16 protein-coding genes are annotated in these 14,481 nt (G+C 68.9%); all 16 read right to left on the bottom strand.

Features of this window, described 5'->3' with window-relative positions; all coding sequences use genetic code 11:
- Positions 1-7: 7 nt before the first annotated feature.
- On the bottom strand, positions 8-1,114 hold the full coding sequence (ruvB, locus tag H1R19_RS11115; protein ID WP_188329189.1) for a Holliday junction branch migration DNA helicase RuvB: 1,107 nt from the start codon (positions 1,112-1,114) through the stop codon (positions 8-10).
- Positions 1,115-1,708 (bottom strand): Holliday junction branch migration protein RuvA, encoded by a 594-nt coding sequence (ruvA, locus tag H1R19_RS11110; RefSeq protein ID WP_219851436.1) that lies wholly within the window; start codon positions 1,706-1,708, stop codon positions 1,115-1,117.
- Complete coding sequence (ruvC, locus tag H1R19_RS11105) at positions 1,705-2,274, bottom strand: crossover junction endodeoxyribonuclease RuvC (RefSeq protein WP_219851595.1); 570 nt, start codon at positions 2,272-2,274, stop codon at positions 1,705-1,707. The genes ruvA and ruvC overlap by 4 nt, the downstream gene beginning before the upstream one ends.
- Before the next feature lie 110 nt (positions 2,275-2,384).
- Positions 2,385-3,140, bottom strand: coding sequence for a YebC/PmpR family DNA-binding transcriptional regulator (locus H1R19_RS11100; RefSeq protein ID WP_188329186.1), 756 nt, complete (start codon positions 3,138-3,140; stop codon positions 2,385-2,387).
- Between the two features lie 136 nt (positions 3,141-3,276).
- A complete protein-coding gene (pdxT, locus tag H1R19_RS11095; protein ID WP_219851435.1) occupies positions 3,277-3,897 on the bottom strand; it encodes a pyridoxal 5'-phosphate synthase glutaminase subunit PdxT in 621 nt (206 codons plus the stop codon).
- Positions 3,894-4,748 (bottom strand): acyl-CoA thioesterase, encoded by an 855-nt coding sequence (locus tag H1R19_RS11090; protein WP_188329184.1) that lies wholly within the window; start codon positions 4,746-4,748, stop codon positions 3,894-3,896. Before H1R19_RS11090 ends, pdxT begins: the two co-directional genes overlap by 4 nt.
- 78 nt (positions 4,749-4,826) lie before the next feature.
- Positions 4,827-5,300, bottom strand: a complete 474-nt coding sequence (locus tag H1R19_RS11085) for a helix-turn-helix transcriptional regulator (protein WP_219851434.1) — start codon at positions 5,298-5,300, stop codon at positions 4,827-4,829.
- Positions 5,301-5,471: 171 nt separating this feature from the next.
- Positions 5,472-6,257, bottom strand: coding sequence for a hypothetical protein (locus tag H1R19_RS11080; RefSeq protein WP_219851433.1), 786 nt, complete (start codon positions 6,255-6,257; stop codon positions 5,472-5,474).
- Between the two features lie 13 nt (positions 6,258-6,270).
- Positions 6,271-7,137: a PP2C family protein-serine/threonine phosphatase gene (locus H1R19_RS11075; protein ID WP_188329181.1), complete on the bottom strand. Its 867-nt coding sequence runs from the start codon at positions 7,135-7,137 to the stop codon at positions 6,271-6,273.
- Between the two features lie 124 nt (positions 7,138-7,261).
- A complete protein-coding gene (gene pdxS, locus H1R19_RS11070; RefSeq protein ID WP_188329180.1) occupies positions 7,262-8,173 on the bottom strand; it encodes a pyridoxal 5'-phosphate synthase lyase subunit PdxS in 912 nt (303 codons plus the stop codon).
- A 97-nt stretch (positions 8,174-8,270) separates the two neighbouring features.
- Positions 8,271-8,810, bottom strand: coding sequence for a LemA family protein (locus tag H1R19_RS11065; protein ID WP_188329179.1), 540 nt, complete (start codon positions 8,808-8,810; stop codon positions 8,271-8,273).
- Entirely contained in the window at positions 8,810-9,934 is a 1,125-nt protein-coding gene (locus H1R19_RS11060; RefSeq protein WP_188329178.1) for a glycosyltransferase family 4 protein, read from the bottom strand. Before H1R19_RS11060 ends, H1R19_RS11065 begins: the two co-directional genes overlap by 1 nt.
- 13 nt (positions 9,935-9,947) lie before the next feature.
- Positions 9,948-10,871 (bottom strand): phosphatidylinositol mannoside acyltransferase, encoded by a 924-nt coding sequence (locus tag H1R19_RS11055; RefSeq protein ID WP_219851432.1) that lies wholly within the window; start codon positions 10,869-10,871, stop codon positions 9,948-9,950.
- The gene (gene pgsA, locus H1R19_RS11050; protein WP_188329176.1) at positions 10,868-11,572 is read right to left on the bottom strand and encodes a phosphatidylinositol phosphate synthase; all 705 of its coding nucleotides are present in this window, start codon (positions 11,570-11,572) and stop codon (positions 10,868-10,870) included. Before pgsA ends, H1R19_RS11055 begins: the two co-directional genes overlap by 4 nt.
- 53 nt (positions 11,573-11,625) lie before the next feature.
- On the bottom strand, positions 11,626-12,198 hold the full coding sequence (locus H1R19_RS11045; protein WP_188329175.1) for an ATP adenylyltransferase: 573 nt from the start codon (positions 12,196-12,198) through the stop codon (positions 11,626-11,628).
- On the bottom strand, positions 12,191-14,284 hold the full coding sequence (gene thrS, locus H1R19_RS11040; protein WP_219851431.1) for a threonine--tRNA ligase: 2,094 nt from the start codon (positions 14,282-14,284) through the stop codon (positions 12,191-12,193). Before thrS ends, H1R19_RS11045 begins: the two co-directional genes overlap by 8 nt.
- Positions 14,285-14,481 lie beyond the last annotated feature (197 nt).

Genomic DNA, 14,481 nt, shown 5'->3' with positions numbered 1-14,481 from the left:
GGGGCCGTCAGAGATCGTCGAACATCGACCCGGTCTCGACCTCACGCGGCCGCACGCCGAAGGTCGCGTTCAACGCACCGGCGGGTGGTGTGAGTCCGAGGTGGTGCCAGGCGGCCGCGGTGGCGACCCGGCCCCGGGGGGTGCGCGCGATCATCCCCGCGCGCACGAGGAACGGTTCGCAGACCTCCTCGACGGTGGCCGGTTCCTCGCCGACGGCCACCGCCAGCGTGGACACCCCGACCGGTCCCCCGCCGAATGCCCTGATCAGGGCGCCGAGGACGGCGCGGTCGAGACGGTCGAAGCCGAGTTCGTCGACGTCGTAGACCGCGAGCGCCGCGCGCGCGATGTCGACGTCGATGGAACCGTCGCCGCGGACCTCGGCGTAGTCGCGGACGCGGCGCAGCAGCCGGTTGGCGATTCGTGGCGTGCCCCGGGACCGGCGCGCGATCTCCTGGGAGGCGTCACCGCGCAACTCCATGCCGAGGATGCCGGCCGAGCGGTGCAACACCCGGACGAGGTCGGCGGGTTCGTAGAACTCCATGTGCGCGGTGAAACCGAACCGGTCACGCAACGGTCCGGTCAGGGACCCCGATCGTGTGGTCGCACCGACGAGGGTGAACGGCGCGACGTCGAGCGGGATCGACGTCGCCCCGGGACCCTTGCCGACCACCACGTCGACGCGGAAATCTTCCATCGCCAGGTAGAGCATCTCCTCGGCCGGCCGGGCGATGCGGTGGATCTCGTCGATGAACAGCACGTCACCCTCGACGAGGTTCGACAGCATCGCGGCGAGGTCGCCCGCCCGTTCGAGCGCCGGACCCGACGTGACGCGGATCGCCGCACCCATCTCGGAGGCGATGATCATCGCGAGGGAGGTCTTGCCGAGCCCGGGCGGCCCCGACAACAGGATGTGGTCCGGCGTGCCGCCGCGCCCCTTGGCCCCGTGCAGGACGAGCTCGAGCTGTTCGCAGACGCGCGGCTGCCCGATGAAGTCGGCGAGCGACTTGGGCCGCAGCCCGGCGTCGAGGTCGCCGTCGGAGCGGACGGGCGTCGCGCTGACGTCCCGGTCGTCGGAATCGTCCGGCCCGCCGAAGTCCCCGAGATGACCGGACATCTACGACGCCTTGCCGAGCAGCGACAACGAGTGCCGCAACGCAGTGGAGGCGTCGGCGTCGGGGTTCTCGGCGAGCACCGCGGTGACCGCCTTCTCGGCCGGGCCCGCGGTGAAGCCGAGGCCGACGAGGGCCTCGGCGACCTGTTCGCGAATCCCGCCGACCGCGACGATGCCGCTCGACGGTTCGCCCGCCGGACGGTCCACCTTGTCGCGCAGTTCGACGCAGAGTCGCTCGGCGACGCGTTTGCCGATCCCCGGGACCGAGGTGAGCGACTTGGTGTCGGATTCGGCGAGGGCACGGCGCAGGGCGTCGGGTTCGAGGACGGCGAGGGTGGCCATCGCCAGGCGCGGACCCACGCCGGTGACGGTCTGCAACAACGCGAACAGGGCCCGGGCGTCGGGTTCGGTGAACCCGTACAGCGTCATCGAGTCCTCGCGGACGATCATCGACGTCAGCAGGGTGGCCTCGTCCCCGCGACGCAGCCGGGACAGCGTGGCCGGTGTCGCGAGAACTCGGTAACCGACTCCGGCGCAATCGATCACGGCGTGGTCGAGGGCGACCTCGAGTACCGGACCGCGGACTGATGCGATCATGCGCGACTCCCCTCTCGTACCTGGGCCACCCGCGCGCGATGTTTCGCGGCGGCCACGTCGGCCTGTTTCTGTGCAGCGGCCATCCGCTCCATCATCGGGCCACGCCAGCAATGACAGATCGCGAGCGCCAGGGCGTCGGCGGCGTCGGCGGGCTTCGGCTTGGTCTGCATCCCGAGGATGCGCGTGACCATCGCGGTGACCTGGGCCTTGTCGGCACGCCCGCTGCCGGTCACCGCCGCCTTCACCTCCGACGGGGTGTGGAAACGCACCGGGACCCCACGCTGACTCGCCGCCAGCGCGATCACGCCGCCGGCCTGGGCGGTGCCCATCGCCGTCGACACCTGGTTCTGCGCGAACACGCGCTCGATCGCCACCACATCGGGCTGGTGGACGTCGAGCCAGTGACACGCCGAGGTGTAGATCGCGAGCAATCGCTCGGCGAGGTCCATGTCGCTCGGCGTGCGCACCACGTCCACGTCGAGTGCGGTCACCGATCTGCCGCGACCGGATTCGACCAGCGCGATTCCGCACCGGGTCAGACCCGGATCGACGCCCATGACGCGCACTCGTACCCTCCCAGGCATCTGCGAACACTTTACGAACAGTTGTTCGAGATCCTATCGGGGCGGGCGGACAACCCCGGTGATCAACACACCGGGACCTGTTCTCCGGCGCGTCAGTCGTCCTCGAGCTCGGCGAGCACCTCGTCGCTGATGTCGACGTTGCTGTAGACGTTCTGGACGTCGTCGGAGTCCTCGAGGGCGTCGATCAGCTTGAACACCTTGCGCGCAGCGTCGGCGTCGACGGCGACCTCGACCGAGGCGCGGAAGCTGGCCTCGGCGGAGTCGTAGTCGATACCGGCTTCCTGCAGTGCACTGCGCACCGCGATGAGGTCGCCGGGCTCGCTGACGATCTCGAAGCTGTCACCGAGGTCGGTGACCTCCTCGGCGCCCGCGTCGAGCACAGCCATGAGGACGTCGTCCTCGGACTGCCCGTTCTTCTCGAGCGTGACGACGCCCTTGCGGGTGAACAGGTACGACACCGAGCCCGGGTCGGCCATGTTCCCGCCGTTGCGGGTCATCGCCGTGCGGACCTCGCCCGCGGCGCGGTTGCGGTTGTCGGTGAGGCACTCGATGAGGACCGCGACGCCGTTGGGGCCGTAACCCTCGTACATGATGGTCTGCCAGTCGGCGCCACCGGCTTCTTCACCGCCGCCGCGCTTTCGCGCGCGCTCGATGTTGTCGTTGGGGACCGAGGACTTCTTGGCCTTCTGGATCGCGTCGTACAGCGTCGGGTTTCCCGACGGATCGCCACCACCGGTGCGCGCCGCCACCTCGATGTTCTTGATCAGCTTGGCGAACATCTTGCCGCGCTTGGCGTCGATGGCCGCCTTCTTGTGCTTGGTCGTGGCCCATTTGGAGTGGCCGCTCATGTCCGTCGATTCCTTTCCCGGCGCCGGGACGTGCGACGGGGCCCGCGGCCCGCATCCGGCGCTCCTGATACCTCTTGAGGTCGGTTACCCCCGACTCGTGTCGGGAGCGCGTTTCTACGTCTGTGTCGGCACGATCCTACCGACGCACCATCTCCACGAAGTATTCATGTACGCGTCTGTCCCCGGTCACTTCCGGGTGAAACGACGTGGCGAGTACGTCACCCTGTCGTACCGCGACGATGCGTCCCCGCGCCGGACCTTCGGGAACACGCGCGAGAACCTCGACCCCTGGCGCGACCGATTCCACCCACGGCGCGCGGATGAAGACCGCACGCATCGGGTCGGCGTCGTCGGCGTCGGTGATTCCGGCGAACTCCAGATCCGTCTCGAAGCTCTCGACCTGACGTCCGAAAGCGTTGCGGCGCACCGTGATGTCGAGCGCGTCGAGGTGCCGGGCATCGGGCCGCGTGTCCAGGATGGTCGATGCCAGCATGATCATCCCGGCGCACGACCCGTACGCGGGCAGGCCGTCGGACAACTTCTCCGCGAGCGGGTCGTACAGCTCGAAGATGCCCAGCAGCTTGCTCATCGTCGTCGACTCGCCACCGGGGATGACGATGCCGTCGATCTCGTCGAGTTCGGCCGGCCGGCGGATGGGGCGAGCGTCGGCTCCGCTGGCCTCGAGGGCGTGCACATGCTCGCGGACGTCGCCCTGGAGTGCCAGAACGCCGATCCGTGGTCGTCGCGCGCCGCTCACCGATCGGTCCGGGCGTGCTGATCGGCAGGCAGGGCACGCCCGGTCCGGGCCAGGCCCTCCTGCGTCACGGCGGCGACCAGGCGCCCCTGGAGATCGAAGATGCGGCCCTGCGTCAGTGCCCGCCCCGCGCCGGCCGAGGGGGACGTCTGGTCGTAGAGCAGCCATTCGTCGACGCGGAACGGCCGCATGAACCACATGGCGTGGTCGAGGGAGGCGGTCTGGGCCTCGGCGTCGGGATGCGGCACCCGCGACGACCCGAGCAGGGTCATGTCGCTCATGTAGGCCAGCGTGCCGACGTGGAAGACGGTGTCCTCGGGCAAGCTGTGGCGGTACCGGAACCAGACACGCTGCTGGGCGGCGAAATACGGTGAGGTGACCAGCATCTCGGGCGGCACGATGCGCAGATCGAAGTTGCGCCATTCCTTGAAGACCACCTGTTCCTCCTCGGCGAGGTTGTCGAGGCGGTCGTTGAGTTCGCCGGGTTGCGGCACCGGGGGCATGCGGTCCTGGTGTTCGAGACCCTCATCGGTGCGGACGTGGAACGACGCCGACATCGTGAAGATGGCCTCGCCGTTCTGGATTCCGGTCACCCGCCGGGTGACGAACGACCGTCCGTCCCGGATGCGGTCGACGAGGAACACCGCGGGCCGGTCCGGGTTGCCCGGTCGCAGGAAGTATCCGTGCAGGGAGTGGACGTCGAACTCCTCCGACACCGTGCGGGTCGCCGACATCAGCGACTGACCGGCGACCTGCCCCCCGAAGGTGCGTTGCAGGAGACTGGGAAACGCGCCGCCACGGTAGATGTCGGTTTCGATCTGCTCGACCTGGAGAATGTCCTCGATGGCTGCCACGCCGACCAGTATCGCTCACGGCGCGGCACGGCGATCATCCCAGGTGAGGATATGCCCCGCGTGTCCGTGGCGGCCGGCTCACAACTCCTCGAGCGTCATGATCCCGTCCTGGATCGCCCGTGCGACCAGCGAGGCCTTGGTGGGTGCGGGACGGCCGATCTCGGCGTACTTGGCACGGATGCGGGTGAGATGGGTGTTCACCGTACCCAGCGAGATGTAGAGCTGTTCTGCCACAGCGGGTTTGGAGTCGACGAGCATCCAGGTCCGCAGGACCTCGACCTCGCGGGTGGTGAGGTTGGGCTTGTCGCGGTCGGTCGTCGTGCCGGACGGTGCGGAGGTTGCCGGGGCGACCGGGGTGCTCGCCACACGACGCAGGTGGGAATGTCCGGGCCGGGAACCGAGCCCGACGGGCGCAACCGGGTGGCCCGGCAGCGGCATCCGGCGGGCGGCGAGCCGCGCAAGCGCCTCCTGACGGCGGGCGGCGGCCTCCGCGCTCCGACGAGCGCTGACCGAACGCCGGTGCTGGGGAGCCTGGGGGGCGATCGCAGTCATGTGTGCTTCCTCTTCACTCATTCGAGCCGGTGGTTGCTCCCGGGTCGTCCCGGGTGATGAGGAGAAGATTATGGGCGTTTCGCCGGTCGGTCGATGGGGAGAACTCCCCTGCCCATGGGGAGAACTACCCATGGGAACACCGCAGGTCACAGCCCTGCGTTGACGGCCGCTTCAGCCGGCGGCGTTCCGTTGTGCCTCGGCGTCGATGAGCGGGAGATCCGCCCGGGTCACGATGCGGGACGACACCGCGTACTCGACGAGCTTGGTCCGGCGATTGCTGGCGAGTTTGCCGCCACCGGCACGCATCCCGCTGACGCCGAGCTGGTCGAGCTTGTCGCAGACGTTGTCGAGCTTGCGGTTGAACTTGGTCAGCGGCCACCCGAGACGCCGGGCGGCCTGAGCCGACGACGGAATCGCACTCGCCCCGGTGCCCTCACGACGCAGGATCTCCTCCGCCAGCACGATGATGAGCAGCTTCTGGCTCTCGGTCAGGGTCGGCACACCCTGGGTGGTGCGACCACCGCTGTACTCCGGACGCGTCACGGACTTCACCTGGGGCGCCCGGGCGAAGACGCTCAGCTCGTAGGTGGTGGGGCCCGCGGTGAACACGATCGTGGTCTCCCCGAAGACCAACGGCATGCGGGCCCCGGGGCCAAGCGTGGCCGAGAACCCGACGTCGCCCGCCGAGACGCTCGCGGACAGGTGCGTGCCCAGGTTGGTCAGCCACCACAGGCCGTTCTCGTTGTGTATCACCAGGAATCGCCGGTGGAGATAGGGATTGTCGTCGATCGACAGGTCGGCCTCGCGACCGATGAAGAAGCGCCGGTCGGCGTCGAGCGCGATGCGCTCACCGCAGTAGTCGACGTAGGTCGCGCCTGCGTCCAGACCGGAATCCGCCGGACCCTGATCGCCCGGGTCTGCCGACGCCGCGGGCGATCGATCGTGACCTGCGGTCATCGGAACTCCCCGGTCAGCTCGGATCGGCGGCCGGGGCGTGCCCGGCGGCCTCGTCCTCGGCCACCCCGTTGAGCGCGGGCATCGTCAGGGTGGGCACCGACTCGTGGACGGTCACGACGATGACGGTGACGTTGTCGTGCGCGCCGAGGGCGAGAGCGGCGTCGACGAGTCGCTCGGCCGCCTCCTGCGAATTCGACGCGTCGCGCAGGATGTCGGCGATCTCCTCGTCGGGCAGTTCCCCGGTGAGGCCGTCGGTGCACAGCAGCAACACGTCACCCGGGAAGACGGGGGTGCTGCGATAGTCGGCGATCGGGTCGACCATCCCGGCACCGAGGGCGCGCGTGATCACGTTGCGCCGCGGGTCGGTTCGTGCCTGTTCCGGCGTCAGGAAGCCGGCGTCGATGAATTCCTGGACCTGCGAGTGGTCGGTCGTGAGCTGTTGCAGCGAATCGTTCTGATAGCGGTAGGTGCGTGAGTCCCCGATGTTGAGCACCAGCCAATGGGGGCTCTGGTCCTGGGTGACGAGCACGATCCCGGTCGCGGTGGTGCCCGCACGCCGCTCGGTCTCGGTGTCGATCTCCCCGATGCGGCGCTGCGCGGCGAGTAGCAGGTCGTCGAGCTGCAGCTGGGTGGCCTTCAGCTCGCCCGCGCTGGTCGCCTCGGACAAGGTGAGCAGCGCCGCCTCGCTCGCGAGTTCCCCGCTGTCGTGTCCACCCATGCCGTCGGCGATCAGGTACAGACCCGGCAATGCCAGGGCCGCATCCTCATTGGTCTCGCGGACCCGGCCCACGTTGCACGCGGCAGTCCACTCGAGCCGCAATTCACCCACGATGTGTGTGCCTGTGACCGAGGCATCTCGAACGATGGTCGCCGCATCCATGATCAGCAGATACTACCGCCGCGGAGCCCCTGACCCGCCACGCATGTCGACTGTTCGGTGTCGGGCGTGTTGGGCCGAGGGCGCCGCGGCGGCGGTGCGGGTGGTGTGACCACCGGCGATGGGATTACCAGCCGCGCTCGGCGAGGCGGTGCGGCTGCGGGATCTCGTCGACGTTGATACCGACCATCGCCTCACCGAGGCCGCGGGAGACCTTGGCGAGCACATCGGGATCGTCGTGGAAGGTGGTGGCCGCCACGATGGCGGCCGCACGCTGTGCGGGGTTGCCGGACTTGAAGATTCCCGAGCCCACGAACACACCCTCGGCGCCGAGCTGCATCATCATCGCGGCGTCGGCCGGCGTCGCGATGCCACCGGCGGTGAACAGCGTGACCGGGAGCTTGCCCGCCTCGGCGACCTCGGCGACGAGATCGTACGGAGCCTGCAATTCCTTTGCCGCGACGTACAATTCGTCCTTCGGCAGGGAGGTCAGGCGGCGGATCTCGTCGCGGATCCTGCGCATGTGCGTGGTCGCGTTGGACACGTCACCGGTGCCGGCCTCACCCTTGGAACGGATCATCGCCGCGCCCTCGGTGATACGACGCAGCGCCTCGCCGAGGTTGGTGGCACCGCACACGAACGGCACGGTGAACGCCCACTTGTCGATGTGGTTGGCGTAGTCGGCCGGGGTCAGGACCTCCGACTCGTCGACGTAGTCCACACCGAGGCTCTGCAGGACCTGCGCCTCCACGAAGTGGCCGATACGCGCCTTGGCCATCACCGGGATCGAGACCGCGGCGATGATCCCGTCGATCATGTCCGGGTCGCTCATCCGGGACACGCCGCCCTGGGCGCGGATGTCGGCCGGCACGCGTTCGAGAGCCATCACGGCGACGGCACCGGCGTCCTCGGCGATCTTGGCCTGATCAGGGGTGACCACATCCATGATCACGCCGCCCTTGAGCATCTCCGCCATGCCGCGCTTGACCCGGGCGGTGCCCTGGCCGACCTCGGGAACGGTCGCGCCGTTGGAACTCACAGAAATCTCCTCGCGTAGCAGTCTCGACCTGCCGCGTTCTCCCCGCGCCGGTCCTGCGCTCAGTCTAGGTGAGAGCAGGATCGCACCCCACGAGGGATCAGTCCGTCTGGCCTGGGGTGACGCGCTCGATGATCTCGAAGTACTCCGGCGGGGCCGCGTGCCCGCCGAGCCGCAACCAGCGCACGGGCCGACGCTGCGCCAGGGCCCGGGTGTCGCGCACGGCGTCGTTGTAGAAACGGCGCGCCATCAGAACCCGCGTCTCGGCGTCGGCGAGTTCGACGACCAGCGCGGGAGAGCGCCGTCGCGGATCGGTGCGGGCCAGCGCGACGGAGACCGCGTTCTCGGCGTCCTCGCGATCCTCCGGCGCGGCGCGTTCGGCGCGATCGGCCAGCGCGGCCAGCTGCCGAGCTGCCGCGGCGACATCGTCACCGGTGGTACCGGGCGAACTCTCGGCGGCGGCGCTCATCTCGGCGGCGACGGCCCGCACGACCACCGCACGGCGATCCAGACCGGCCTCGAGGGCCTGGCGTGCGAGGTCGACACGCACGTTGAGCCGGTCGAGTCTGTTGGCCGTGTGGTAGGCCCAGCCCGCAGCCAGGAGCACGACGACGACGCCGATGACGATCCAGGTGGCCATCAGTCGGACACCACGACCGGCCCGGCTCCGACGGTGACGGTGTCGTAGACACGCAGGATCTGATCGGCCACCCGCGACCAGTCGTACTTGTCGGCGCGCACCCGGCCCGCCGCGACGAGCCGCTCGCGGGCCTCGGGGTCGGAGAGCAGGTCGATGATCCCGCCGGCGAGCTGCTCGGGCGATCCGGTCTCCACGAGACGACCTGCCCGGCCGTCGTCGAGAACGCGGCGGAATGCGTTCAGTGAACTGGCGATGACCGCGGCACCGGCCGCCATCGCCTCCACGAGCACGATGCCGAAGCTCTCGCCGCCGAGGTTGGGTGCGCAGTAGACGTCGGCCGAGGCCAGGGCGCGCGCCTTGGTGGCGTCGTCGACCTGACCGAGGAAGACCAGGTGATCGGCCAGCCCGCCGGCACGACGGCGCAGCGCCGCCTGGTTGCCACCGCCGACGACGAGCACCCGCACGTCGGGGAACTGCGCGACCACCGACGGCAGCGCCCGCATCAGGATGTCGATGCCCTTGCGCGGTTCGTCGAAGCGGCCGAGGAACAGGATCGTGCGACCCGGATGGGGGTATCCCTCCAGAGGTGTGGCGTCGGCGAAACCGCCGACGTTGATCCCGTTGGGGATCTCCACCGCATCAGAACCCAGCGATTCCATCTGCCAGCGCCGCGCGAGTTCCGACACCGCGATCTTGCCGGCGATGCGCTCGTGATACGGCCGGAGGATGCCCTGGAAGACGCTGAGCCACAGGGACTTCGACGTCGCGGTGTGGAAGGTAGTGACGATCGGTCCCGATGCCACCATCAAGGACAGCATCGAGATGCTCGGCGAGTTCGGCTCATGGACGTGCAAGACGTCGAATCCGTTCTCGGCGATCCAACGCCGAAGCCGCAGATAGCCTTTCGGGCTGAAGTTCACCCGCGAGACCGAACCGTTGTACGGAATGGCCAGCGCCGGACCGGCGCGGACGACGTACTCGGGCAGCGCGGTACCGCGAGCGGCCGGGGCCAGCACGCTGACCTCGTGCCCGCGGTCGATGAAAACATCGGCGAGCTCGGTGACATGCGCCTGCACACCACCCGGGACGTCGAAGGAATAGGGACAGATCATTCCGATTCTCATGGTGGCTTCCCGGTCATCGAGTGGTCCCGGCCTGGTTCACGCGTGCGCGCTGCCGGTCGGTCCAGTCGTTCTCCCACAACGGTTGCAGCATGTGCCAGTCCGCGGGATGTGCGGCGATGTTGGCGGCGAAGGCGTCGGCGAGGGCCTGGGTGGCGGCCTCGACACCACCGGTGACGTCGATCTCCTCCCCCACCGACATCATCGAGCGCGGGGCCTCGCAGAACCAATGGTGGCACGGGAGGAGGGCGGCGCCGGTCTCGATCGCCAGCCGGGCCGATCCCGCGGGCATCCGGGTGCGCTCACCGAAGAAGGTGACCGGCACCCCGTGACGGGCGATGTCGCGCTCACCCAGAAGACATACGATCCCGCCCGCGCGCAAACGCTCGGCGAGCAGTCCGAAGGGCGGCTGCTCACCGCCGCTCAGCGGGAAGATCTCGAAGCCCAGCGATTCGCGGTAGGCGACGAACTGGTTGAACAGCGACTCGGGCTGGAGGCGTTCGGCGACCGTGGCGAACGAGCCGTAGTTCTGCACGAGCCATACTCCGGCCATGTCCCAGTTGCCGGTGTGCGGCAGCGCCAGGACCACTCCCTTGCCGCGGCCGACCGCGGCGTCGAGCCGGGCGCGGTCCTCGGCGGGCAGGGTCGCGGTCGAGGCCGACGTCGCCCGATCCTGAGCAGGCAGTCGGAAGGCCTCACACCAATACCGTGCGTACGATCGCATCGCGTCGGCGAGCAACTCGTCGGGTACCCGGGCCGGTTCGACGCCGACCACGCGCGCGAGATTGCGGCGCAACTGTTCGGGGCCGCCGTTGCGGCGGCCGGCGAACGCCCCGGCCCGGTCGAATAGGGCCCGCACGGGTCGTTCCGGCGCGCGGCGCACCGCGGCCCAGCCCGCCCGGTATCCGAGATCGGCGGCCAGCGCCCCGATGTCGGTCATCGCTGCCCGGCCGGGGGTACCGGCCCGTCTGAGCCCGCGTCGGTGTCCCCTCCCGCACCGGACTCTTCGGCTTCGGCGTTCTTGATGGGGATCAGATCGCGTGCGCCGGGCGACCGGGAGATCGACCACATCCGCTGCCCGACGGTGATCACGCTGCCGACCGCGAGCAGCCACATCGCCACATGCACCGCCCACCAGAGACCGAGCCCGGTGAGGCCGGTTCCGGCGAGGACGATGACGAGCCGGTCCGGGCGTTCGATGAGTCCGCCGTCCCCGTAGAGACCACTCGCCTCGGCGCGCGCCTTGGCATAGGAGATGACCTGGGAGGTGACCAGACAGATCAGGGTCGCCACGAGCAACAGGTCGTGCGGCTCGGTGACGGCGCACCACCACGCGAGACCGGCGAAGATCGCGCCGTCGGCGATCCGGTCGCAGGTCGCGTCGAGCACCGCGCCGAAACGCGTCCCGCCCCCGCGCGCCCGCGCCATGGCGCCGTCGAGCATGTCGAACATGACGAACAGCCAGATGATCAGCGTGCCGATGAACAGATGGCCCATCGGGAACAAGGTGAGTGCCGCCGCGACACCGGCCACGGTGCCGACGACGGTGATGATGTCCGGGGTCAAACCGGTCCGCAGCAGTGCCCGGCCGATCGGGAGCGTCACCTTGGAGACCGACGCCCGGCCCAGAATGCTCAGCATCTACCGATCCCCTTCCCCATCACTTCTCTCGCACCTGATCGTTCGTCGTGCACTCAGTCGTCCAGACGTTGCCAGGCCTCGGCGAGCAATCCGCGCGTGTCGCGCAGCAACTGTGGCATGACCTTGGTCTCGCCGACAATCGTGATGAAATTGGCGTCGCCCATCCAGCGCGGCACGATGTGCTGGTGCAGATGCTCCGAGAGCGAGCCACCCGCTGCGTAACCCAGGTTGAGGCCCACGTTGAAGGCGTTCGGGTTGGAAACGGTCTTGATCGTGCGGATCATGCGCTGGGTGAACGCCATCAGCTCCGCCGACTCCGTCGGTGTCAGGTCCTCGAGGTCGGCGACCTGGCGATACGGCACCACCATCGTGTGGCCCGGGTTGTACGGGTAGAGGTTGAGCACCGCGTACACGGCCTCGCCGCGCGCGACGATCAGACCGTCCTCGTCGGACATGGTGGGGATGTCGAGGAACGGGTGACCGGACTTCGCCGCAGGCTGCGGGTCGGCGATGTAGGTCATCCGGTGCGGACTCCAGAGCCGCTGGAGACGGTCGCCGACCCCGACGCCCGCGTCGCGGATCTCGCCGGGTGTCCCGTGGAACGCCCGCCCGGATGCCTCAGTCATCGACAGCCCCCGCCACGACGACCGTCTCCGTCTCGTCGAGCACCGACTCGAGGAGCTCCTTCGTCGGGGATTCGTTGCGCCGGCTCGAGACCCACTGGGTGATCGCGGCGACGGCGTCGGCCACAGGCACTCCGTTGACCTGGGTGCCGTCGCGGAACCGGAAGCTGACGGCCCCGGCCTCGACGTCGCGTTCGCCCGCGAGCAGCATGAACGGCACCTTGCCGGTGGTGTGGTTGCGGATCTTCTTCTGCATCCGGTCGTCGGAATAATCGACCTCGGCGCGGATCCCCGCGCCGCGGAGCTCCTCGACGACGCCCCGGAGGTGATCGGCGAAGGTCTCGGCCACCGGGATGCCGACGACCTGCACCGGTGACAGCCACGCCGGGAAGGCGCCCGCATAGTGTTCGGTGAGCACGCCGAAGAAACGCTCGATCGACCCGAACAGCGCACGGTGGATCATCACCGGGCGATGCTTGGCACCGTCGGAGGCGGTGTACTCGAGCTCGAACCGCTCGGGCAGGTTGAAGTCGAGCTGGATCGTCGACATCTGCCACGTCCGGCCGAGCGCGTCACGCGCCTGCACCGAGATCTTGGGTCCGTAGAAAGCCGCGCCCCCGGGATCGGGAACCAGTTCGAGTCCGGATGCCCGGCCCACCTCGGCGAGCGTCTCGGTCGCCTCGTCCCACGCCTCGTCGGACCCGACGAACTTCTTCGGGTCCTTCGTGGAGAGCTCGAGGTAGAAGTCGTCGAGGCCGTAGTCCTTGAGGAGGTCGAGGACGAAACGCAGTGTCGAGGTCAGCTCGTCGCGCATCTGCTCGCGGGTGCAGTAGATGTGGGCGTCGTCCTGGGTCATGCCGCGCACGCGCGTCAATCCGTGGATGACCCCCGACTTCTCGTATCGGTACACCGCGCCGAACTCGAACATCCGCAGCGGCAGTTCACGATACGAGCGCCCGCGGCCACGGAAGATCAGGTTGTGCATCGGGCAGTTCATCGGCTTGAGGTAGTAGTCCTGGCCGGGCTTGCGAACAGTGCCGTCCTCGTCGTATTCGGCGTCGACGTGCATGGGCGGGAACATGCCGTCCCGGTACCAGTCGAGGTGGCCGGACACCTCGTAGAGGTGTGATTTCGTGATGTGCGGGGTGTTGACGAAGTCGTATCCGGCCGCGATGTGGCGGGCACGCGAGTAATCCTCGAGTTCCTTGCGGATGATCCCGCCCTTGGGGTGGAACACCGGCAGGCCGGAGCCGAGTTCGTCGGGGAAGCTGAACAGGTCGAGTTCGGCACCCAGCTTGCGGTGGTCGCGCTTCTCCGCCTCGGCGAGCAGTTCGAGGTAGGTCTCCTGCGCCTCGGCGGATTCCCAGGCGGTGCCGTAGACACGCTGAAGGTCGGCGTTGTCCTGATCTCCGCGCCAGTACGCCGCCGAGCTACGGGTCAGCTTGAACGCGGCGATGTACTTGGTGGTCGGCACGTGCGGGCCGCGACACAGGTCGCACCAGATGCGTTCGCCGGTACGCGGGTTGAGGTTGTCGTAGACCGACAGCTCGCCGCCCCCGACCTCCATGACCTCGGCGTCGTCGGCGGCGCCCTTGTCGTCGATGAGTTCGAGCTTGAACGGCTCGGACGCCAGCTCGGCGCGGGCGGCGTCCTTGGACTCGTAGACGCGTCGCGAGAATCGCTGACCCGACTTGATGATCTGCTTCATCTTCTTCTCGAGGGCAGTGATGTCCTCGGGTGTGAAGGGTTCGGCGACGTCGAAGTCGTAGTAGAAGCCGTCCTTGATGGGCGGTCCGATGCCGAGTTTCGCGTCGGGGAAGAGGTCCTGGACCGCCTGCGCGAGGACGTGCGCACACGAGTGGCGGATGACGCTGCGGCCGGCCTCGGTGTTGGCGGCCACGGGCTCGACGTCGGTGTCCTCGGCCGGTGCCCACGACAGGTCCCGCAGGTCGCCGGCCGCATCGCGGACGACGACGATGGCCTCCGGGCCCTTGTTGGGCAGGTCGGCCTCGCGCAATGCGGTGCCCGCGGTCGTCCCGGCCGGCACACGGATCGTGGCGGGGCTGGTCACCTGGACGTCGTCGGGCACGTGAGCGCTCCTCGGGTCGGGCGGACGCGCCTGGGCGCGTCCTCTGGTACGGACACGCGTCGACGTGTCCGGCGTGAGGCGGACACGCGACACCGCGCGTCCGGATCTGGACGTGTGCGACTCCGATGGTATCCGCGTGCCGTCGCCGCGAGGCGCACCCCTACCGTCGACCCGGCCGGTGGGTCGTGGTCGGGTGG

This window comes from Gordonia jinghuaiqii (assembly GCF_014041935.1).
Lineage (GTDB): Bacteria > Actinomycetota > Actinomycetes > Mycobacteriales > Mycobacteriaceae > Gordonia > Gordonia jinghuaiqii.
This window is presented reverse-complemented; position numbering and strand designations above follow the sequence as displayed.